Here is a 22575-nt window from a genome sequence, read left to right as displayed (position 1 = left end):
GGAAAGCTTGTTGTTGAGCGGGATCAAATTGCGGAATGCGCGATCCGGCCGCTTCGGCCTATCCTGCGATGGGTAAGACTGTTGCCGTTCGACAACAGGTCTTTCATGTCACGCAACTGTCACTGACACGTAGCTGACACGTCACGAACCGTTCCTACCGCCCGCCGCGAACTCAGGATCGGAGACCTCCTCTCATGAAGACCCCCCGTTTGCTCGTATCGACCTGCGCAGCAGCCATTGCGCTGGGCGCGGCTGCCCCTGCCTTTGCGGGCGACGTTACCGGCTTCGTCTACGACGCGTCGGAAACGGCTGCTCTCCAGTCGGCCCAGGTGCGCATCGCGGAACTGAACCGCGTTGTGACCACCGGCCGCGACGGCAGCTATGTAATCGCCGACGTGCCCGCCGGCACTTACACTCTGGAAGTCACCTATGTCGGCGCCGAACCGGCCAAGTACACGGTCGAAGTTCCCGAGAGCGGCACGATCCATCAGGACATCGCGCTGGGCAGCGATTCGAGCACGATTCTCGTCATTGGCCAAGCCGCCAATGTTGCCAGCGCCCTTTCGCGCCAGAAGGCGGCCGATGGCGTGACCAGCGTGTTGACCCGCGACGCCGTGGGCGAATTCCCCGACCAGAACGTGGCTGAATCGCTGCGCCGCCTGCCGGGCGTGAACATCCTCAACGATCAGGGCGAAGGCCGCTTCGTCTCGGTGCGCGGTCTCGATCCGGAACTGAACGGCACCTCGATCGACGGCGTGCGCCTGCCCGCTCCGGAATCTGATGTCCGCTCCGTGGCGCTCGACGTCATCTCTTCGGACACGATTGAATCGATCGAAGTGAAGAAGTCCGCCACTCCCGACATGGACGGCGACTTCATCGGCGCCTCGGTCGAGATCAAGACCGCCAGCGCCTTCGACGCGCGCAAGAACCGTTATTCGGTGTCCGCCGAAGGCAGCTACAACGATTACGACGGCAGCGTGACCCCCAAGGGCAGCCTGGACTTTACCCAGAAGCTGGGTGACGATTTCGGCGTTGCCGGCTCGGTCAGCTATTACGAACGCCAGTTCGAAACCGACAATGTCGAAGCCGATAACTGGCTCGAAGTCGATGGCACCTATTTCAACCCGGCGGTCGAATATCGCGACTATGACGTGAAGCGTAAGCGCATCAACGCCTCGCTCTCGTTCGACTGGCGCGCTTCGGACACCACCAAGGCCTATATCCGCGGCAACTGGGCGCAGTTCGACGACCATGAATATCGCCGTCGCACCACCTTCGATCTCAGCGAGTTCGAAGATGATGGTCCGTCTTCCGTGAATGGTTCGACCGCCAGCTTCGATACGGCCGACCAGGAAATTACCATCGAGCGCGACCTGAAGGATCGCTTCGAACGCCAGCTCATCCGCTCGGTCTCGGTCGGCAGCGAAACCGATACCGGCACCTGGAAGTTCGACTGGCAGGCCAGCTATGCCAAGTCGTCCGAGAAGGAAACCTGGTCGCTCGATCCGGTCCGCTTCAACGGTGGGTTCGACGATGAATCCGGCGTGGTGATCGATTTCGATAATTCGGGCCGCTACTTCCCGGTCTATTCCATCTCCAGCGGCGCTGACGAGGTGAACAACCCCGAGAACTACACGCTCAACCGTGTCGAACTGACTACGCTTTCGGACAGCACCGACGAGGAATATGCGCTCAAGGCCAATCTGGCCCGCACCTTCGCCATGACCGGCGGTGATTTCACCGTGCAGGCCGGTGCCAAGGCCCGCTGGCGCGAGAAGTCCTATGACTTCGAAATGACCCGCTACAAGAAGTCGAAGAACTACACCCTGGCCGATGTGCTGGGCGAGCAGACCTATCGCCTGCTCAATATGGGCCCGGTCATGAGCAAGACCGATACGGCCGAATGGTTCCTCGCCAACGAGGCCGACCTGTCGATCGACGAATATGCATCGGCTCTGGACTCGGCGACCAGCGACTATTCCGTGAAGGAAGACATTGCAGCAGCCTACCTGCTGGGCCGCTGGGACAGCACCACGCTGCGCGCCATCGGCGGTGTGCGCATGGAGCACACCCATAACGAGTTGAACGGCAACGTCGTGACCGACGATGGCGAATCCGATACTCCGCCGGTCGATCCCGTCCAGTACGAGCGTAACTACACCACCTGGCTGCCCAGCCTGACGCTGCGTTACAGCCCGGAAAACAACCTCGTCTTCCGTCTGGCCGGTTACAAGACGCTGGTTCGCCCGAAGCTTTCCGCCATGGCACCGCGTTCGACCGTGAATGAGGATAATGAGGCTGAATTCGGCAATCCCAACCTGCTGCCTTACGAGGCATGGAACGCGGATGCCGGCGTGGCCTATTACTTCTCCGGCAACGGCGCGATCTCGCTCGGCGGCTTCTACAAGGACATCAAGAACTACGCCGTCACGCAGAGCTTCACCGACTTCACTTATGAAGGCGAAACCTACGACGAGTTCACGACCACCATCAACGGTGACAGCGCGGAAGTCATGGGCATCGAAGCGAGCTACAGCCAGGCCTACACGATGCTGCCGGCTCCTTTCGACGGGCTGCTGACGCAGCTCAACTACACCTACACCTACAGCAAGGCGACGCTGGCTGACGGACGCGAGATCCACATGCCTGCCGCTGCCCGCAACACGTTCAACGTGGTACTCGGTTACGATAAGGGCCCCATCGACCTGCGTCTGGCGGGCACCTATCGTGACAAGTATCTCGACGAAGTGGGCGGCGATGCGGAAGAGGATCGCTGGGTGAACAATCACTTCCAGCTCGATTTCTCGGCGAAGTTCAAGGTGATGGAAAACCTGCGCCTGACCTTCGACGCGATCAACCTGAACAACGCCAAATACTTCGCCTATCAGGACTTCGGCGGTGTCCAGCGCCTGCTGCAGTTCGAGAAGTATGGCCCGACCTTCAAGTTCGGCGTGAAGGCGAACTTCTGATGCGGGTCAGCAAGGCTGCTCTGATCGTCACGCTTGCAGGCGCCCTGGGCGCCTGCAGCACCACGCCGCCGGTCAGGTCATGGCCGGCGGCGCCCGTTTTCGCACAGGGCGAGACCGTTCCGGTCGGCACCGGCAATGCCGATGCTGCCGACGATCCGGCGATCTGGCGTAACCCGGCCAATCCGGAAGCCAGCCTGGTGATCGGCACCGACAAGAAGGCGGGACTTTACGTCTATGGCCTTGATGGGCAGGTGCGCGATTTCCATCCCGACGGGCGGCTGAACAATGTCGATCTGAAGGATATGGGTTCGTCTGGCGTCATCGTGGCGGCGAGCGATCGCAACATCGTCACTGCCGCGCAGATTCGCCTCTACCGGCTCGACACGGTGGCGGCGAAGTTGGTCCCGCTTGGCGCCGTGGCTGGCGGCACCGGCGAAGGCTATGGCATCTGCCTGCTCGAACAGGCTGACGGCCTCCATGCCTTTTCCGTATTGAAGGACGGGACGATCGAGGAATTCCGCCTCGAACTGGGGGCAACGCCTGCTTCCGTACCGGTGCGCACCATGAAGCTTCCTACCCAGACCGAAGGCTGCGTTGCCGATCCGCGCGACGGCACGCTGTATGTCGGGGAAGAAGATGTCGGCATCTGGCGCTTTGTCGCCGGGGCGACGCAGGGTGAACTGGTGGCCAAGGTGGATAATCTCCAGCTTGTTGCCGACACGGAAGGCCTCGCCATCCTGCCTCAGGGCGAAAAGGGTGGCTGGCTGGTCGCGTCCAGTCAGGGCGACAATACCTATGCGGTCTATCGCCTGCCTGGCATGGAGCCTGCCGGTCGTTTCCGCATTGCCGAAGGCACTCTCGGCTCGACCGAGGAAACTGACGGGATTGACTTGCAAGGTGGCGATTTCGGGCCGAAATATCCGGGCGGGCTCTTCGTGGCCCAGGACGGATTCAACGGTACGCGCGCCCAGAACTTCAAGCTGGTTTCATGGGCCGACATCGAAAAGGCACTTGAAACATGGACCGCACCGCCTCCGGCGACCAACTGACTTTCGCCAGGCTTCCCGAAGCTGACCGTCGCGCCTTCCTGCGCGCGACGGGCAGCGCCTTTGCCGCGCTCGTGGCATCGAACTGCATGGCCCGCCCGGCAATGGCGGCCGCACTGAAGCTGGCTGAAGGCTATGGCCCGATGGTGCCGGATGCCGCCGGTATCCTCGATCTTCCTGCGGGCTTTTCCTATCGTATCGTCTCGCGCCTTGGCGACGGAATGAGCGATGGGGGCAGCGTGCCCGATCACGGCGACGGCATGGGCTGCTTTGCGCTGCCCGGCGGCAAGATCGCGCTTGTCCGCAATCACGAATTGATGCCCGATGCCGACAGCGGCGGTGAAATCGCGCTCGGCTATGATCGCCAGGACGGCACCGGCCCGGTCCTGCCCGGCGGGACGACCACCATTGTGCTCGACGCGGCGACGCTGGAGGTCGAAAGCCAGTTCCGTTCGCTGGGCGGCACGATCCGCAATTGCGCCGGCGGCACCACGCCCTGGGGCAGTTGGCTGACCTGCGAGGAATTCGTCGCCAAGGCTGGCGGGCGGCTGGGGCAGGATCACGGTTATGTGTTCGAAGTGCCTGCCGCTGCCACCGGGCCTGTCCATCCGGTGCCGCTCAAGGCGATGGGCCGCTTCAATCACGAAGCCGCCTGTGTCGATCCCGCGACCGGCATGGTCTATCTGACCGAGGATCGCGGAGATGGGCTGCTCTATCGCTTCATTCCGAAGGTTCCTGGTCAGCTTGCCGAAGGCGGCAGGCTGCAGGCGCTGGCGCTTGAAGGTGGCCTGACTGACAGCCGCAATCACGACAGTGCGGCGATGCAGGTGGGCGATTGGCATTCAGTCCACTGGGTGGATATCGACGTGCCAGACAGTCCGCAGGACGATCTGCGCCTGCAGGGTGCGGCGAAGGGTGCAGTTCTTTTCGCCCGCGGTGAAGGCATCCACATGGGCGAGGGGGAGCTTTATTTCTGCTGTACCTCAGGCGGCGCGCTGCAGCGCGGCCAGATTTTCCGGTTGAAGCCGCAGGCCAGCGGAGATCGCCTGCAGCTCTTCTTTGAAACCGCCTCCCTCGATCAGTTTAACTACGGCGACAACCTGACCGTTGCGCCCAACGGGCATCTGGTGGTGTGCGAAGACCAGTATTCGGAAGTGGTCGATAATCACCTGCGCGGTATCACGCCTGCCGGTGAATCCTATACGCTGGGCCGCCTGCGCATGCAGACCGAACTGGCCGGCGCGTGCTTTTCGCCCGACGGGAAGACCCTGTTCGTCAACGCCTTCAGCCCGACTACCACTTTCGCGATCACTGGCCCCTGGATGGCCTGATCCGGGAGGATATTCCCGCGCCTAGGCGTCCTGCGAGGGCGCCGGCGCGGGGATTTCGAAACTGCTGCGTTCCAGCAGGCTGTCATTCGGCACTACTTCCATCACCGGCTCCAGCCCGAGCCGGGTGGCAAGCGCGCCCAGATCCTGTTCCACATGGTCGGCCCACAGGTCTGCATGGGTCTCGCCCAGATAAAGCACCAGCCGATCACCGGAAATGCCCAGCGCAGTGTTGCGCAGCGATGTGCGCGATCCGCCGCCCAGCCGGCGGGCAAGGCGCACCGCAAGGCCCCAGCACATGGCTTCGTCCAGCCGCTTCTGGCTGGCCAGCCGGGTGAGTATCTTGGGCAGGTCCGTGGTGCCGCAATTGGCGGCAAGGGCGGCGGCGATCATCGCGCGGCCCTCGTCCGTCAAATTGATCCAGCGCTTGTAGAGCGCCCAATTGATGGCCTGCCGCACCCGCAGATTGGGCTCGATCTGCATGGAAGCCAGCGCCAGCATCGTAGCGGCAAGGCGAACGCGTTCCGATCCGGCACCATCGCGGGGCAGGGAATCCACCGTCCAGCCCGCGATCCGCGCCGCCAGCACAGGCGGTCCGCCGCGCGGCGCGGCAAAGCTTGCCACACCCGCCAACAGCGGGTCTTGCGCCCGTGCGGCCGGATCGAGCTGGTCGTAAAGGCGCCCTTCGCGCAGGCCCCAGGATGAGAAGATCAGCTTGGGCGGTTCCAGCTTGCCCAGCAGGATGTAGAGCAGCGCCGCCGCATCGGGCAGCATGGCCGCGCGCATGGAGGAAACCCGCGTTTCGACAAGCTTTTCCGCCGTCATGCCGCGCACTCGCTTGGCAAGTTTCAGCGCTTCCTCACCGGTCAGTTCGAAACCGTGCGGGTCGGTCAGCGGATGGCCCGCAGCCTCCATCGCGAAACCGGCCAGTGCGCGCCACGTGCCGCCTACCATGTAGAGCGGCTCCGACATGGAATGTGCCCAGTCTTCATGCTTGAGGGCCTTGTTCACCCGCCGCTTGAATTCTTCCGGCCCTTCGGCGCGCAATTCGCCCAGCATCAGCGTGCCCAGCGGCATGCTGGCGCCGTGGGTGCATTTGCCGTCGCGGATTTCGACCAGCTCCATGCTGCCGCCGCCAAGGTCCGCCACCACGCCGCGCGCGCCCGGAAATGCGCCGATCACGCCCATGGCGCTGGTGCGTGCCTCTTCCTCGCCCGAAAGCAGCGTGGGATTGAAACCGCATTCGCGCACGAGATCCAGGAATTCAGGGCCGTTCTTCGCCAGGCGCGCGGCGGCCGTGGCGATCACGTCCATTTCGGTGACGTGCAGATCTGTCAGGATGCGGCGATAGCGCTTCAGCCCGGCAATCGCGATCTGCGTCGCCACTTCGGGAATGCGTCCATCGTGCATCAGGTCGCGCCCCAGCCGGGCGGTCACACGCTCGTTGAGCAGCACGGTGGGCGCACGCGGCGCTCCACCATAGACCACCAGGCGCACGGTATTCGATCCGATGTCGATCACTGCCCGGTGGGGCAAAGTGTTGGGAAATGCGGTGTCCCTGTCGCCAATCACGTGAAAGCAGTCCTCAAAAACACGGTCAGACCCCGCCCTTGCGCAGGGCCAGCTTGGGCACCTTGGCGCCTTCGTCCAGCGCGGTGCCGCGGCCCGAGAGTGAGGGGTTGGTCATGAAATAGCGATGCAGGTTGAAGGGGCGCTCACCCGATTCCAGCCTGTGATAAGTGCCGTCCGGCCCCAGTTCCCAGCTCTGTTCGGTATCGAGTAGATTGGCCAGCAAAACCTGCTGCAGCACCTGATCGTGCACCGTGGGGTTCTTGATCGGCACAAGCGTTTCCACGCGTCGGTCCAGATTGCGTTCCATCCCGTCTGCGGAGGAGATGAACACCTTGGCCCGGTGGCTGGGCATGGCAAAGCCATTGGCAAAGGCCCAGATGCGTGCGTGTTCCAGAAAGCGGCCAATCACGGATTTCACCGCGATATTTTCCGACAGGCCGGGAATGCCGGGCCGAAGGCAGCAGATTCCGCGAATGACCAGAGTGACGCGCACGCCCGCCTGGCTGGCTTCATACAGCCGGTCGATCAGCTGGCCGTCGGTCAGCGAATTGAGCTTGGCCCAGATGAAGGCGGGTTTGCCTGCGCAGGCGTTGGCAATTTCGCGCTCGATCAGATGTTCCAGCTTCGCGCGCAGGCCGATGGGCGAGATGGCCAGCATCTCCAGATTGCGCGGCTCGACATAGCCGGTGATGAAATTGAACAGCTTGGCAGCATCGCGCCCCAGCTTGGGATCGGCAGTGAAGAAACTGAGGTCGGTATAGATCTTGGATGTCAGCGGATGGTAATTGCCGGTGCCGAAGTGGCAGTAAGTGCGCAGGTGCCCTTCCTCACGCCGGACCACCATGCTGACCTTGGCGTGGGTCTTCCAGTCCACGAAGCCGTAGATCACCTGCACGCCCGCCCGTTCCAACTGGTTGGCCCAGAGGAGGTTCTGTTCCTCGTCGAAGCGGGCCTTCAGTTCCACCACGGCGGTCACGGCCTTGCCGGCTTCCGCCGCCGCGATCAGGGCGGCAATGACGGCCGATTGCTTGCCCGCGCGATACAGCGTCTGCTTGATCGCTACCACTTCCGGGTCGGCGGCTGCCTGCCGGATGAAGTCCACCACCACTTCGAAGCTTTCGTAAGGGTGGTGGATCACGATGTCTTTTTCGCGGATCGAGGCGAAGCAATCCCCGTCATGTTCCAGAACGCGTTCCGGATAGCGGGGCATGTAAGGCTCCCACTTCAGATCCGGGCGCTCTTCCTCGACAATGGCGGACAGGCCGGAAAGACCGATCGTGCCATCGGTGCGCATCAGGATCGCATCGTCGAGGCCCACCTGGGCCAGCAGCAGCTGTTCCGCATCCGGATCGAAATCGTCCTGCAGTTCCAGCATGATCACCCGGCCACGGCGGCGGCGTTGGATCGCGGTACGGAAGAAGCGGACGAGATCCTCGGCCTCTTCCTCGATTTCAATGTCGCTGTCGCGCAGCACGCGGAACACGCCGTCCCCTTCCACGCGGAAGCCGGGAAAGATGATGTCCGCATGGCGGCAGATCAGGTTTTCGATGCTGATATAGATCGCCTCTTCCCCCGGCACGCGCACGAAGCGCGGCAGGGCGGTGGGCACCAGGATCATCTCAACCACCTGCTCGTCATCGGCAAGGCGGGTGAGGTTGAACAGCACGCCGATCCCCTCATTCGCCACGAATGGGAAGGGGTGGGCCGGGTCGATCGCCTGCGGGGTAATGACGGGGGCGATATTGTCGATGAAATGTTCGCGCAGCCACTTGGCGGCGGCTGCGTCGATCCGGCCTTCATCGGCAACGTGAATGCCCTTGCCGGCCAGCAGCGGGCGCAATTCGCGCCAGCTCTGCTGCTGCTGCACTTCCAGTTCCGCAATCGCGGCGCGCACTGCGGAAAGCTGCTGCGAAGGAGTGCGCCCGTCGAGTGAGGTAGTGGCGATGTTGCGCTGGGCCTGACCGGCGAGACCGGCCACGCGGATCATGATGAATTCGTCGAGATTGCTGCCCGAGATGGAGAGGAAGCGCAGCCTCTCCAGCAGTGGATAACGGGCGTTGCGGGCCTCGGCCAGCACGCGCTCGTTAAAGGCGAGCCAGCTCAGCTCCCGGTTGAAATAGCGGTCCACCGGTATGGACGCATCGGCTCTGCTGTCGAGTTGGGTACTCATGTTCCTGCTTGGCAGCGAAGGCCCCTGGCTGGCCGGAAATTCCCGGCCTGTCACTGGCTCGATGGGAGGGGTATGTTACATATTTGTGAAAATAGCACCAACCAACCATAGGTGGTCACAACTGGTAATCTGATCCACCCCGGACCGCGCCCAAAAGGTCACACCAGTTGATGGCTGAGCGCGATCTGGGCGATGCCGCGCTTGCCGTCGCCATTGCGGCCCAGTTGGACCACAACGTCGATCACCGACGCGGCATAGGCGATGGTATCGTTGCGGGTCAGGCCGATGCCCGTCTGCATCACCATCAGGGCCAGCTGATCGAGCGCGCCGCGCAGCGAATTGGCGTGAATGGTGGAGAAGCTGCCCGGGTGACCGGTATTGATAGCCCGCAGGAAACTGACGCTTTCCGCGCCACGCAATTCGCCCAGCACGATCCGGTCGGGGCGCAGGCGCAGGGCGGCCTGCAGCAATTCGTTGGCAGTGACCTTGGCCTCGCCCAGCTCGCCCTTCACGGCCACCAGCCCCACGCCATTGGCGCCCGGCAGCTTGAGTTCCGGCGTGTCTTCCACCAGCACCACACGCTCTTCCACGGGAATTTCGCCCAGCATGGCGTTGAGGAAGGTGGTCTTGCCGGTTGAGGTGCCGCCGGAGATCAGGATGGTCATGCGCTGGCGGATCGCCTCGCGCAGGAAAGCCACCGGCTGCTCTGCCGGATCGGGCAGGGAAGCGGGCGCACGGGGCACCAGCGGGCCGGTGTCATAGGCATCGAGCGGCAGGTCCAGCCGGCGATGGCGACGGATCGCCATGGTCCAGTGCTTGCGCGTGGCGGGCGGGCCGCAGAACTGGATGCGCGCGCCGTCGGGCAGGGTCGCACCCAGCAGCGGATGTTCGCGGTTGATGCCCTGATGGCTGACACGAGCGACCTGTTCTGCCAGACGCTGCACGAGCCGGTCGTCGATTTCCGGCGCGGCGATGCGCTGCATGCCGGAATGGGCGGCATCTTCCACCCATACCTCGCCCGGACCGTTGACCATGATCTCGGTCACCGTGTCGCGCTGCAGCCATTCGGCGAAAGGCGCTAGATAAGCGTCGAGATAGACGCTGCGCGGCCCGGCCAGCGGCGGCTGAACCGGTGCCGAAGGTTCGTCGGTGGGAGACAGCATGTGGACCGATGCGCTCAACTTGGGTTCCTTACAGCGTCGGTGCGGTCGAGAAATCGAGATCGCGCGCGGCGAAGACGCGGATCGGCTCGCCCAGGCGTACGCGCACCGTGGGGCCGATCTGCCCGTCTTGCTGCAGGGCGGTGGCCGCCGCGCTCTGCCCGCCGCCAAGCACCACTGCCGTGCCCGCGCCGGTAAAGGCGCCAAGGCCGCCGATGACGGAAAGCAGCATGGCCGAACCGAAGCGCTTGAAGAAGTGCGAGTTCACATCGCCCGGCAGGCCGGTCATCCCGGCAAAGTCGGTGGCGGGTGAGGCCAGGTCCACCGTGATCCCGTCGGGCCGGATGGCGCGGGTCCAGATCACATAGGCGCGCTTCTGCCCGGCCTGCAATCCGGACTGATACTGGCCGACAAGGCGCGAACTGCGCGGCAGCAGCACGCGGCTGCCGTCATAGCTGCGCACGTCCTGGCTCACCACGGCGCGGACATAGCCGGGCACGTCAGTATTGATGGCGGTTTCCAGAACCGCCGGGATCAGCGTGCCCTGCGCCACAGTTGTCTGCGGATCGAACTGGCGCGCGGCCTTCGCCGGGCCGCCGCCAATGCCGCCCACGCGGCTGGCGAAATCGTTGGCCGAACTGGAAACGGTGCTGCCCGCCGGGGTCGAAGGTGTGACCGCTGCCGCGGGAAGCGGCATGGAGCTGGCATCGAATACCACAGCCGGGGTGTTGTAGGGATTGGCGGCGAAGCCGGGCTGCACGGCCGGCATGGCCGACAGTACCGGTGCCGGTGCCGGATCGGCGGCAGGTGCGGGCGGGGCAACGGTCTGCGGCTGGGCAGGGTTTTCTTCCGGCGCGGGCGGCAGAGCGGCGGGAACTGGCTGGGCCTGCTGCTGCGTGCCGGACTGCTGGCCGCTATCCACGCGAGCCGCGTTCATGCCCCACAGGGTGACGACACCGAGCAAGGCGACAATGCCCACGCCAGCCATCAGCCCGACCATGTCGGAACCGCCCTTGCGCTGGGTTACGGCCGGGAAGGCATTGCGGCTGGCAAGGTCGATCACCTCGGCCGGCATGGCCTCGCGCGGATCGGCATCATTGGCCGAAGAGGAACCCTTCTTCTCGGGCAGTTGCATCGCAAGCCGCATCACTTCGCCTCCCTGTTGCTGGCAAGAGCCTTGCTCTTGTCCGCCATGGCCGCGCCGACCTGAGCCGCATGGGTCAGAGTGGCGACATCGTCGCCCCAGCGCAGGATGATCTCGTTCGGAACCCCGTCCACGACGGTAGTGGTGCCGCGCACGGCGTAATTGACCGGCCCTTCGGTGCCGTTGCGGTCCTTCACCAGGATCGCGGGAATGGTCGCATCCGCAGGCCAGGTGATGAAGGTCGCGTCACCGTCGTCATAGACCTGCTCGGGCATCAGCTTGGGCGCGCCCTTGCGGGTCCACGAGAAATTAAGCTTGGCCGGATCGGCGACTGCATAGGGATCGCTGGCGGCGGCCATTTCCAGATCGCTGGCACCGGGCTGGCGGGCGAGCTGGGCTTCGTCCTCCGCCGCTTCCGGTTCTTCCGGATAAGTGAAGTTGAGCACGTAAAGCGGCTTCGCGTCGGGCCGGGCGACCAGATCGAACAGATAGGTGTGCCGGTCGGTCACCACCGTCATATTGGTGCTGGCGCGGGCGGCGAGCGGCTTCACGAACAACAGGTTGGCGCGCTTGTTGGGCGTCACCTGCCAGCTGTTGCTGTCACCGATGGCAACATTTTCGATATGCTCGTCATCGCCGAAAGTGATCGTGGCCTGCACATTGGGCTTGCCTTCGATCAGCACGACTTCGGACGGATTGTAGAGGCGTTCCACAAGGCGCGCGTCCCCGGCATGGGCGGGGGCGGCAAAGGCGGCAGATGCGGCCGCGAGCATCAGCGCGGGCAGCAGGGCGCGGTTCATTTGAACTTCTCCGATGAACGAACGGGGGCGGCGCGGAAGCGGCTACCAATGCCGCGAGTGCGCGAGGGGGAGGCCGAAAGCGGGGTGGAAGCACTGCCTTCAGTGCCCACGATCCGCGTTTCCCGGCTGTGAGTGGAATTACCGGACGGGCCGGCATCATTGGCGGCCATGCCTGCCACTGCGGGGGCGATGGCAATGTGGCGCGGCGGGGCGGAACCCTGCGCGCCGGGCTGGGCAACCGGCATTTCGACCGGCACAGGGGCCGGGTGCGCCGTGGGGGCGGGCGCATTGTCGCGCGGTTCGCTTCGGCCGGAACCGGCGAGGCCGAACACGCTCCAGTTGCCGACCATGGTCGAACCGAGCTTGATGACCATGACCATCAGCGAGACATGGACCGCCCCGATCAGGAAAAAGGCCATGGCCGCGCGCGGATCTAGCTGGCCGGGAACCGCCAGCAGCGAATTGATGATCGGGATGGCGAGTTCGAGGATCATCGTACCGCCGACCACTGCGAACAGGGGCGTGACGGCCATCATCACCCATGCTCTCAGCCAGCCGGCAAACAGCCCGCGTGTAGCCGGGAACAGGGCAAGCACCACGAAGACGGGGCCAACGGCCATCAGCACTGCCAGCGCGATACGGGTGGTGACGAGAACGCCCACCGTGCCGAGCAGCAGCAGCGTGGCGCCCATCCACATCATGCCTTCCGGCGAGAATGTGGAAACGTCCTTCTTGGCTTCGCCGCCGGCCTGGTCCTGGCCTTGGCCGGTCGCATCCTGAATGGCAGTGAAGACGATGTCGATCTTGTCGCCGAAGACCTGCGTGGCGGAACCCTTGGTGCCGGTCAGGATGCCCGCGATCTGGTCAGGCGCGCCGGTGGCGACGTTCCAGACCAGCGTCTGATAAGCCAGCCAGCTGGTCGCCAGTGTCACGACCATGCCCAGCGTCACGATCCGCGGTACAAGCGCGCGGATGCTGATCTGCGTGCGCCCGGTAATCAGCGCGAAGGCGAAGAAGATGATGAACAGGGTCAGCAGGCTGGTGAGCACGGGCACCAGTGCGCCCTGCGATCCGAACAGGCGCCCGAAGGCGGCCTGCGTCATGTCCGCGGCAAGGCAATCCACCCCGCGCAGGGATGCGCTGATGCCTTCGCCGACCTCGGCCACGGCCTGCTGGCATTGCGGGCTCATTCCGCGGCTTCCCAGATGGCGAGATCGTCCTCGCCGTCATCGCCCTGGGCATTGGGCCATGCATGGCCGGTAAGGGCGGGATACCACTTGGCCGGTTCGTCGCCCACAGCCTCGCGCAGGGCGTCGAGACGGCGCACGGCGCTTTCGCGGCCGGAAAGGATGGTCAGCACTTCCGGCGCGTTGGAAAGGTTCAGTCGCACCACAACGCTTGCATCGGGCTGGCGTACAAGGAAGCAGCGGCTATGCGCGGGCAGCGAGCGGATCAGCGCCAGTTCGTGATCGGTCAGGCCGAAGCCTTCGCAGTAATCCTCGGCCCGGGCGCGGGCATTGGGCATGAAGATCATGGTGGCGGTCTGTTCCACCAGCGCGGTGGAAATGCGGCTTTCCAGCGCATCGCGCGCGGACTGGGTGGCAAAGCCGACCAGCGCGTTGCGCTTGCGCAGCGTCTTCAGCCAATCGCGGATACGGGCGGCAAATACCTCGTCGTCCAGCGCCTTCCAGCCCTCGTCGATCAGGATCATGGTCGGCTGGCCGTCCAGCCGCTCGTCGATGCGGTGGAACAGATACATCATCACCGGCGTGCGCAGGCGCGGGCTTTCCAGCAGCGCGGTCATGTCGAAGCCGAGCACGCGGTTGGACAGTTCGAGCTTGTCTTCCGCATTGTCGAACAGCCAGCCATGCTCGCCTTCCTCGATCCAGGGGGTCAGCCGGTCGGCCAGATCGCCCGGCATCGGGCGGCGGGTGCCGGCCAGCAGCTCGCGGAAATTGCGCAGGCGGCGCAGGGCGGGATCGTTGGCATAGGCAGCATCCACCGCGCCCGCGATGGTGGCCAGTTCTTCCGGCCCTTCGGCCTTCAGCAGCACGCCCAGCCAGTCACGCAGGAAGGCGCGGTTGGTGGCGCTGTCGGGCAGGGCCAGCGGGTTGAAGCCCGCCGGATTGCCTGCGGCGATCCGGTCATACCGGCCGCCGATCCCGCGAATGAACAGTTCCGCGCCGCGATCCTTGTCGAACAGGATCGTGCGGGGCGCGAATTTCTGTGCCTGCGCGGCAAGGAAGTTCATCACCACCGTCTTGCCCGACCCCGAAGGCCCGATGACGGTGAAGTTGCCCAGATCGCCATTGTGGAAGTTGAAGAAGAACGGCGTGGCGCTGGTGGTTTCCAGCAGCGTCACCGCATCGCCCCAGTGATTGCCGCTGGCCTGCCCCAGCGCGAAGCCGTGGAGCGAACCGAAGCTGGCCATGTTGGCAGTGGAGATCATCGCGCGGCGCACGATATAGCCTTCATTGCCGGGGAACTGGCCCCAGAAGGCAGGCTCCAGATTGGTATCCTCGCGCACCGCGATGGCACCCGTATCGGCAAGCGCGGCGGCGCAGGCGGCGCTGGCATCGTCCAGGCGGGCAAGATTGCTCTCGCGGATCAGCACGCTCAGGTGATGATCGCCGAAGCCCACCGAACCGGCGCCCAGCTCGTCGCGTGCGGCCAGCATGTCGGCCCGTTCGGCGCGGGCTTCCTCGTCGGCAGAGCGCAGGCGGCGCAGGGCAAGATCCATCTTCTCGCGTGCGGTCTGGCGTTCGCAGGGGGCGAAGCTCTCGCTCACCACCATTTCGAAGGGCAGCCGCAGCAGTGCGTCCAGCAAGCCGGGCGAAGTGGCGTCCGGATAATCCTTGAGGCTGAGGATGGAGGCGAAATCGGTGCCGCGCCCATCCTTGGATTCCATCGCGTCCAGCCCGAAGCTCACCCGGCGATAGGGCAGCATCTGGCCGATGTCCGTATCCTCCACCGGGCGGCGCACGGGGCGCATCTCGCCATTGTAGAGGGCGGAGAGCAGTTCCAGCACTTCGGAATTGGTCTGCCCGCCATTGCCCTGATAATCGCCCAGCAATGTGGCGCCATACTGGCCCAGCGAGGCGATCAGGGCGCCAGCGGCCGCGCGCAGGCTGCGGATGTCCTTGGGGTCGGCCTCAAGGACTTCCTGCGCCCCACGTTTGCCGGCGCGCTGCCACATCTTGGCCATGCGTTCGGCAATGCCGGCCTTGCCGCGCGCCGGGCGGCGCACCAGCGTGACGAACTGATCATTGATGAACAGCGATCCGCGGCTCAGCTTCTCGCGCCAGCGGCGGTCGATATGGGCGGAAAGCGGGTCTTCGAAGGTCGCTTCCAGTTCCACCTGCACCCGGCGGCGGATGACGTGGTGATACATCACGAAGCGCGCATCCAGATTGGCGCGCAGCATCACTTCGCGCGTGGCCGCATGGGCATTCAACGCGTCGCTATCCTCGGTTTCGAACAGCAGGCCGGGAACCTGCAGCGCCATCAGCAGCGATCCGTCGCGCAGCAGCACCGTGTTCTCGTCCACCAGCCGGGCATAGGGCAGGCGGTCGCCCGCAAGGGCTTCCTTCGCGCTCCAGGCGGCGGCTCCGATCCATTTCACCATTCGAACAGGCCCTCCTGAGGCCCCAATGCCGCCGGTCAGGCGGCGTAGCTGTTGCAGCCCCAGCGCTTCCAGTTGCGCACGCGCGGGCATTTGCTGACCTTGGTGAGCCACAGGTCGAAAATCCGCGGTTCGCGCAGACAGGCGAAATAGCCGACCACATGAAACACCAGCGCAGCGGGCAGTGCCCAGAAACTGCCGCTGATCAGGAACAGCTCCGTCGTCAGCGCGAAGTTCAGGATGAAGAAGTTATATGTCACCCCGGCGAACATCTGCGGGCGGGTAAGCGCCCGGTGCACGGGGTAGCGGATCAGCCCGCTCACGGATCAGCCCGCCGCGCCCTGGATGCCCGCCACGATCGAGGCAGCACCGAACAGTACGAAGCAGCCGATGATCACGGTCGCACCGAAGCGCCAGTTGAGGCGGCCGGTCAGCATCATGAAGCCCACGGCGGCTACGGCCATCACGGCAACGGCAGTGGCGACATTGCCCAGCATCGTGCCCTGCAGCCACAGCAGTGCCGAAACGATCGGCCCGGAACCCTGCGGATCGCCAACCTGCTGCGCATGGGCAGCGGCGGGTGCAAGGAAGCTGGCAAGAACGGCAAGGCGGGCCAGGAACTTGGAACGGATAAGCGCACGCATTTAGTCGGTACTCCGCGAATGGTTCGAAAGGCGGCCCATGATGGCCGCGACATAGGCTTTTGTTTCCCGGATGTTGGGAACGCCCCCGGCGCTCTCCACCCGGCCGGGTCCGGCGTTATAGGCAGCCAGCGCCTTCTCCAGATCGCCGTCGAAACGATCGAGCTGCTCGCGCAGGTAGCGCGCGCCGCCTTCCAGATTGGCGAAGGGATCGCGCGCATCCACACCCAGTTGGCGGGCGGTTCCGGGCATCAGCTGGGCAAGGCCGCGCGCGCCCTTGGGCGAAACGGCCCCGGCGTGCCAGCGGCTTTCCTGCCACACCAGCGCTTCGATCAGGGCGGGGCTGAGATCGAACCGGCGGGCAAGTTCGCGCACCTTGGCGTCATAAGCGTCGGGAACGATCGCGGCGTGCTGTTCCGGCACGGCAACGGCGACGTCGGGCACGGCGATGTCTTCCGGCACCTGCTCCAGCGCGGCACGCGGAGCATAGCTGGCCGAGAGCTGCTGGGCGGCCGGGGCACCGGCTTCCTGCCCGAGTGCCGGGCCTGCGACCCAATAGGCTCCTTCCCCGCCGATTTCGAGCACGTCCGCGCGGGCGGGCGAAGCGGCCACAAGGGCGCCCGCGCAAGCCAGCGAGACGGGTGCCGCGCAACGGCCCGTCAGGAGAATCAGATCCCTCATCATTGCCGCCTGATGCGGGCAGCACATGACAAAGGCGTGACATGCAATGCTGGTCTGGACCGAAGCATTGAGCTGCAATCAAAAACCCGCGCGAGGGGGCGATCTCGCGCGGGTCCGATGGCCGAAAGGCCGGATTTATCTACTCAGGCCCGCTCACTCATGTCCGAGCGCCGGGGAGCGTGTCACCGCATGGCGATGCCGTTGCTCTTCTCCAGGTTCTTCAGCGCCAGCTTCGCCACCTTGCGGGAATCGACCCAGCTGCCATCCGCCATTTCCAGCGAATAGCGTTCCCTGCTCTCTGCAGCGGCGGTGAACATCGCGCGTGCCTCTGCGATGCGACCCTGGCGCGCATAGGCAGTGCCCAGATTGATCAGGGCAGCCGGATCGGACGTCTGCACGGCAGCGCTTCCATCCAGGCTGGCGATAGCTTCGGCAGTGCGACCTTCCGAAAGGGCTTCGTAAGCAACGTCGACGCTCTGCACATTGGAGTCGGCAGTGTCGGCGGCAATCGCGGCAGCCGGGGAAACGGAGGCTGCCAGCAGGGCAAAGGCAAGGACTTTTTGCATCACAGAATCTCCCGCTTGCATGTTCTTCATGAGCGCAGAGTGTTCCCGATGCCCATGGACTGCAACAAAAACGTCATAATGTCATCGAAGTGTAACAAATGGCTTTGGAGTGAGGTTGGCGAGACATTTTTCGACGCCTGTTCCGAGTGTTGGCTGCGCGGCGAGTGCGAGTCCTCAAACTGTAATAAGTGTAACAAAAACTTCATAAAATTCGCGCCGGAGGTCAGGCGTAACTTTGCAAAGAAACTGTCATGTCCCCCGTCTAGCGGGCGAGTCGCGATCAACAGTTCGCGACTTCGATTCTTCGGTTTTTGAGGGGACCGCTCGCCGTGAAAAATATCCACCGCTCGCTCGTTATCGGCTGTAGCCTGCTGGCTCTTTCCGCCTGTGGTCCGGACGACCTTGGCTCGCCTGGTGTCAATGGCGACATCAACACCGGCCCCATCAACGTCGGCGGCTCGCCGACGCCGACCCCGACCGGCGCGACGGGCGTGACGCCCGCGGCTGATTGTCCGACCCTTGCCGGCGGCGACAACCTGCTCAACAACGGCACGATCACCGGCCCGACCGGCACCTATCGCGTCTGCACCCTGCCTTCGCTGTTCACTGCCGATGCTACCCTGCCTGCTGTTTCCGGCGTGGTCTACGAGATCAACGGCCGCGTGGACGTGGGTCGCGACGACGGCCCGACCGCCGACAATTCTGATAGCGTGACCGGCACCAAGGTGAACCTCACCATTCAGAAGGGCGCGATCCTGTACGGCGCTGCCGGCGTCAGCGGCGGTTCGTACATGATCGTCAATCGCGGCAGCAAGCTGACCGCCGTTGGCGAGCGCGCCAGCCCGATCATCTTCACTGCGGAAGCCGATGTTAAGGGCGAAGCTCAGGACGACACCAGCGCATTGTGGGGCGGTATCGTGCTGCTCGGCCGCGCTCCGGTTGCCGACTGCTTCGCCGGCGGCATCAATCAGGCGGACCAGACCAAGTGCGAAATGCGCGTGGAAGGCATCGCCAACAACATTCCGTTCTTCGGCGGCAACACCCCCGCGGACAGTTCGGGCAACCTGCAGTACATCCAGATCCGCTACTCGGGCTTCACGCTCGAACTCGGCAGCGAACTCCAGTCGCTGACCCTGGGCGGCGTCGGCAGCGGCACCACGCTGGACTACATCCAGTCCTACAACAGCTCGGATGACGGCGTCGAATTCTTCGGTGGTCACCCGAATGTGAAGCATTTCGTCGCGGTCGGTGCGGAAGACGACTCGTTCGACGTCGACAGCGGCGCGCAGTTGGACCTCCAGTTCGCTCTGGCCGTTCAGCGCGACAACGTCGGTGACAAGGCGCTCGAAAACGACTCGCCGCCGGACGACAAGGGTCCGGGCACGACCATCCCCGACGCCATGCCGCGCACCATGACCCGTATCTCGAACTTCACCTTCTGGGCGACCAGCACCGGCAAGGCGATCGAAGCTCGCGGCGCTGGCGACTTCACTCTGGCCAACGGCGTAATCTACAAGCCGGCCGCTTCGACCCAGTCCTGCACCAACGACAACGGCAACACCGGCGGTGGCCGCGGTGCGCTCGTGAAGTTCTATTCGGTCGAACTGGATTGCGCCGCCAACTCCGCCACCAACACTGCGGTTGCCAACGGCAGCGGCAACTCATTCGCGGTAAATACGCTGACCGGCAAGTATCTGAACGGCGACAAGGAAATGACCTTCACGCCGATCTATGACGCGACCGCCGGGTTCTCCAGCTTCTTCACTGCGGCCGCTTATGTCGGTGCGGTTGCCCGTCCTGCGGGTGCCGACCTGGCCTGGACCAAGGGCTGGACCTGCGACAGCACGACCGTCTCCTTCGGCAGCGGCGTCTCCTGTAAGTCCCTGCCGGTTTACTAAGCAGGCTTGAAGGATAGGGAGGCGCTCGCGTGTTCAGCGGGCGCCTCCTCCTTTGTCTTGGGCTTAGCCCATTGAAAACATGGTCCTTATTTTGAGGGGGTCTCTGTCATGACCACTGCCAAGCAGTTGGCTGGGCTGCTCTTGCTCACCACCGCACTCACATTTCCCGGAATGGCATACGCCCAGGGAACCAACGGCAACGCCGCGGTCGATGCGGAGGCTGACGAAGAGCCGATCGATCAGTCCGCTGACGCTGCCAACGAGGAAGATCAGGCCGATGTGCCCGAGATTTCCGTTCCCGGCGGGGCGATCATCGTTACCGGCCGCCGCCAACGCGACATCACGCGCAGTTCGTCTCAGGTGGTGTCGGTTCTTTCCACCGAGGAAATCGCCCGCACGGGTGAAGGCGACATCGCCGGCGCGCTCGGCCGCGTTACCGGCCTGTCGGTTGTCGGCAACGGCCGCGTCTATGTTCGCGGCCTCGGCGATCGCTACTCGCTCGCCCTGCTGAACGGTCTTCCTCTGCCGAGCCCGGAGCCGCTCAGCCGCGTGGTTCCGCTGGACATCTTCCCGACCAACGTCATCGCTTCCAGCCTCGTGCAGAAGACCTATTCGCCGAACTTCCCCGGCGAGTTCGGCGGCGGCGTGATCAACCTGACCACTCGCGCGGTTCCGGACGAGACCTTCCTGACCATCAGCGGGAGCATTAGCGGCGATACCGAAACCACCTTCCAGAACGGCTATGCCTATTATGGCAGCAGTTCCGACTGGACCGGATTCGACAGTGGTGCTCGCGACATTCCCGATGTGCTGCGCAACTATCTGGACGATTCGATCGCCAACGGCACTTCGATCGGTTCGATGAACCAGAGCCAGATCGAAGACCTTGCCTGGACGCTGACCCCGCGCCGCTTCGCGACGCTGCAGATCATTGGCGAACAGCGGCCGAACTTCTCGGGCGGTCTTTCGGCGGGCACTTCGCTGGATGTCGGCGACGATGGCCGCCTTGGCCTCGTGCTGAGCGCAAACCTCAGCAACAGCCTCAACAATCGCGAGATCACGCGCCAGGAAGCCGGTAACGCGAATACCGATTATTCCCGCTACGAAAACGATTTCGTGACCGACAACCACATCCTGGCCAACGCATTGTTCAGCGCCGGCTATGAATTCGACGATCACGTCATCCGCTGGACCAATTTGTTCATCCGGGACACGGTCAAGCAGGCGAGCCTTGCTTCCTACAAGATCGCCGACGTGGCCGAGGCGGACTTCTTGCGCCAGAATACCGGTTGGTATGAGCGTCAGCTTATCGACAGCCAGCTGGTCGGCGAATTCAAGTTCGACAAGCTCAGCCTTGACGTTCGTGGCGGCTATGCCCGCACGGATCGCCGCGCGCCCTACAACCTGACCTACATCTACGCCAAGACCAACAATGCGGCCGATACCTATGGCGACTATTACCGGGTCGACCTGAGCGGTTCCGGGCAGCAGGCGCTGCAGGAATCCGGCGTTCAGGTGTCCTTCTCGGACCTGAACGAAGAGCTGTGGTATGGTGGGCTGGATCTCAGCTATGAGATGGCGGATAATCTCAGCGCAACAGTCGGTTATGCCTATACCGACACCAGTCGCTATACCGAACGCCGGGCCTTCCAGCTTCGCGCCAGCGTCGATCTGAACTTCCTCAATCCGGACGGCGATCCGGACATCCCGCCGCTCGATCCGGCGGCCATTCCGGCACTTCAGCAGATCCTCACCGCTGCCGGAACGCGTTCGCCCTGGCTGCTCTTCAACGCCGCGACGTTCAACATGTTCAACGTGAATCTGCTTGAATCGGGCAGCACCACGCCGGCTTTCGGCGCGGGTCTGACGATCCATGCCGGTTATGGCCAGCTGCAGTGGCTGCCTGCGCCGTCCGTGACGGTTCAGGGCGGCGTGCGCTTCGAAAGCGCGGAACAGTCCTCCACGCCGATTGGTGCCAACAACACGGCAACCGCGCGCGTGAACAAGAAGGACTACTTCCTGCCCGGCCTTACCCTCACCTGGGAACCGGCTGACGACTTCCAGCTCCGGGCCAGCGGTTCGCGCACCATCGCGCGTCCGCAGTTCCGCGAGTTGATTTCGCAGATCTATTTCGATCCGGAAACCAACCGTTCCTATAGCGGTAACCCGAATCTCAACGACAGCGAGCTTCTCAACTTCGAAGCGCGCGGCGAGTATTATCTGAACAGCCAGAGCCGTTTCTCGCTGGCCGGGTTCTACAAGAAGATCGACAATCCGATAGAAGCCTTCCTGGCAGGCGACGGTACGATTTCCTACGCCAATGCCCCCAGCGCGACGCTCTATGGCGCCGAGCTTGAGGCCCAGCTTTTCCAGGATCTTTCGGACTGGGGCGGCTGGTTCGAAACCAAGCAACTCGTGCTGGTCGGCAACTACACCTACACGCAGTCCAGCCTGAAGGTCGGCAGCGAGACGATCCTGATCGATCAGGGTGGTAATGCCAGCGAGTTCCCGGCGAACCAGATCTTCACTGACGGCGCTCCGCTGATCGGCCAGTCGGATCACCTGGTGAACCTCCAGCTCGGTTTCGAAGATACCGATAAGCTGCAGCAGCTTACCTTCCTGGTGTCTTACTCCAGCGAGCGCCCGACTTATCGCAGCCAGGGTGGCCTGCCTGACGTCATTGAAAAGCCGGGCGTGAGCCTGGACATCGTGGCGCGTCAGGGCTTCACCATCAAGGGCAAGGAAATCGAGGCGAAGTTCGAAGCGCGCAACGTCCTTGGAACGCGCCATCAGGAATATCAGGTCAATGCTGCCGGCCTGCGTATCGATAACAACACCTACGACGTCGGAACGACGTTCGCGATCTCGCTTTCGGCGACGCTCTGATCCTGCATCGGCGGGGCTGGCTTTTGCCGGCTCCGCAAATTAGACAGGGTTTGGAACAGATTGAGAGGAGCCATCTCAGGCTCCTCTCCACC

At 63.8% G+C, this 22575-nt stretch carries 16 protein-coding genes; 5 read left to right on the top strand and 11 right to left on the bottom strand.

Annotation, left to right across the window (positions count from 1 at the left end; translation table 11 throughout):
- The first annotated feature begins 194 nt into the window (after positions 1 to 194).
- The 3 genes from SZ64_RS11245 to SZ64_RS11235 are packed head-to-tail and all read left to right on the top strand — an operon-like array spanning position 195 to position 5346.
- Complete coding sequence (locus tag SZ64_RS11245; protein ID WP_054530909.1) at positions 195 to 2969, top strand: TonB-dependent receptor; 2775 nt, start codon at positions 195 to 197, stop codon at positions 2967 to 2969.
- Positions 2969 to 4018 carry a phytase gene (locus tag SZ64_RS11240; RefSeq protein ID WP_054530908.1) on the top strand — a complete coding sequence of 350 codons (1050 nt, stop codon included), beginning with the start codon at positions 2969 to 2971 and terminating at the stop codon, positions 4016 to 4018. The genes SZ64_RS11245 and SZ64_RS11240 overlap by 1 nt, the downstream gene beginning before the upstream one ends.
- The gene (locus SZ64_RS11235; RefSeq protein ID WP_054530907.1) at positions 3988 to 5346 is read left to right on the top strand and encodes an alkaline phosphatase PhoX; all 1359 of its coding nucleotides are present in this window, start codon (positions 3988 to 3990) and stop codon (positions 5344 to 5346) included. The genes SZ64_RS11240 and SZ64_RS11235 overlap by 31 nt, the downstream gene beginning before the upstream one ends.
- A 21-nt stretch (positions 5347 to 5367) precedes the next feature.
- Here the strand turns inward: SZ64_RS11235 and SZ64_RS11230 are convergent, their stop codons facing one another.
- From SZ64_RS11230 to SZ64_RS11180, 11 genes are all read right to left on the bottom strand, one after another.
- Entirely contained in the window at positions 5368 to 6915 is a 1548-nt protein-coding gene (locus SZ64_RS11230; RefSeq protein WP_241773025.1) for a Ppx/GppA family phosphatase, read from the bottom strand.
- A gap of 25 nt (positions 6916 to 6940) precedes the next feature.
- Positions 6941 to 9085 carry an RNA degradosome polyphosphate kinase gene (locus tag SZ64_RS11225; RefSeq protein ID WP_054530905.1) on the bottom strand — a complete coding sequence of 715 codons (2145 nt, stop codon included), beginning with the start codon at positions 9083 to 9085 and terminating at the stop codon, positions 6941 to 6943.
- Between the two features lie 158 nt (positions 9086 to 9243).
- The gene (virB11, locus tag SZ64_RS11220; RefSeq protein WP_054530904.1) at positions 9244 to 10248 is read right to left on the bottom strand and encodes a P-type DNA transfer ATPase VirB11; all 1005 of its coding nucleotides are present in this window, start codon (positions 10246 to 10248) and stop codon (positions 9244 to 9246) included.
- A 28-nt stretch (positions 10249 to 10276) separates the two neighbouring features.
- On the bottom strand, positions 10277 to 11392 hold the full coding sequence (locus SZ64_RS11215; protein ID WP_054530903.1) for a TrbI/VirB10 family protein: 1116 nt from the start codon (positions 11390 to 11392) through the stop codon (positions 10277 to 10279).
- The gene (locus SZ64_RS11210; RefSeq protein WP_082384556.1) at positions 11392 to 12189 is read right to left on the bottom strand and encodes a TrbG/VirB9 family P-type conjugative transfer protein; all 798 of its coding nucleotides are present in this window, start codon (positions 12187 to 12189) and stop codon (positions 11392 to 11394) included. The genes SZ64_RS11215 and SZ64_RS11210 overlap by 1 nt, the downstream gene beginning before the upstream one ends.
- Entirely contained in the window at positions 12186 to 13379 is a 1194-nt protein-coding gene (locus tag SZ64_RS11205; RefSeq protein WP_054530902.1) for a type IV secretion system protein, read from the bottom strand. Before SZ64_RS11205 ends, SZ64_RS11210 begins: the two co-directional genes overlap by 4 nt.
- On the bottom strand, positions 13376 to 15814 hold the full coding sequence (locus tag SZ64_RS11200; protein ID WP_054530901.1) for a VirB4 family type IV secretion/conjugal transfer ATPase: 2439 nt from the start codon (positions 15812 to 15814) through the stop codon (positions 13376 to 13378). The genes SZ64_RS11205 and SZ64_RS11200 overlap by 4 nt, the downstream gene beginning before the upstream one ends.
- A gap of 35 nt (positions 15815 to 15849) precedes the next feature.
- The gene (locus SZ64_RS11195) at positions 15850 to 16134 is read right to left on the bottom strand and encodes a type IV secretion system protein VirB3 (RefSeq protein ID WP_082384555.1); all 285 of its coding nucleotides are present in this window, start codon (positions 16132 to 16134) and stop codon (positions 15850 to 15852) included.
- 3 nt (positions 16135 to 16137) lie between these two features.
- Positions 16138 to 16455, bottom strand: a complete 318-nt coding sequence (locus SZ64_RS11190) for a TrbC/VirB2 family protein (protein WP_193391522.1) — start codon at positions 16453 to 16455, stop codon at positions 16138 to 16140.
- Positions 16456 to 17136: a lytic transglycosylase domain-containing protein gene (locus SZ64_RS11185; RefSeq protein WP_054532208.1), complete on the bottom strand. Its 681-nt coding sequence runs from the start codon at positions 17134 to 17136 to the stop codon at positions 16456 to 16458. It lies immediately after the preceding gene.
- A 179-nt stretch (positions 17137 to 17315) separates the two neighbouring features.
- On the bottom strand, positions 17316 to 17699 hold the full coding sequence (locus SZ64_RS11180; protein ID WP_162225115.1) for a tetratricopeptide repeat protein: 384 nt from the start codon (positions 17697 to 17699) through the stop codon (positions 17316 to 17318).
- 329 nt (positions 17700 to 18028) lie between these two features.
- Between SZ64_RS11180 and SZ64_RS11170 the strand changes: the two genes are divergently transcribed.
- Positions 18029 to 19597, top strand: coding sequence for a hypothetical protein (locus SZ64_RS11170; protein WP_054530899.1), 1569 nt, complete (start codon positions 18029 to 18031; stop codon positions 19595 to 19597).
- A 108-nt stretch (positions 19598 to 19705) separates the two neighbouring features.
- Positions 19706 to 22483, top strand: coding sequence for a TonB-dependent receptor (locus SZ64_RS11165; protein WP_054530898.1), 2778 nt, complete (start codon positions 19706 to 19708; stop codon positions 22481 to 22483).
- Positions 22484 to 22575: the final 92 nt, after the last annotated feature.

It is taken from the genome of Erythrobacter sp. SG61-1L, from assembly GCF_001305965.1.
Taxonomy (GTDB): Bacteria; Pseudomonadota; Alphaproteobacteria; order Sphingomonadales; family Sphingomonadaceae; genus Andeanibacterium.
The sequence above is the reverse complement of the archived record's forward strand: the minus strand, read 5'-3'. Positions and strand labels throughout refer to the sequence as shown.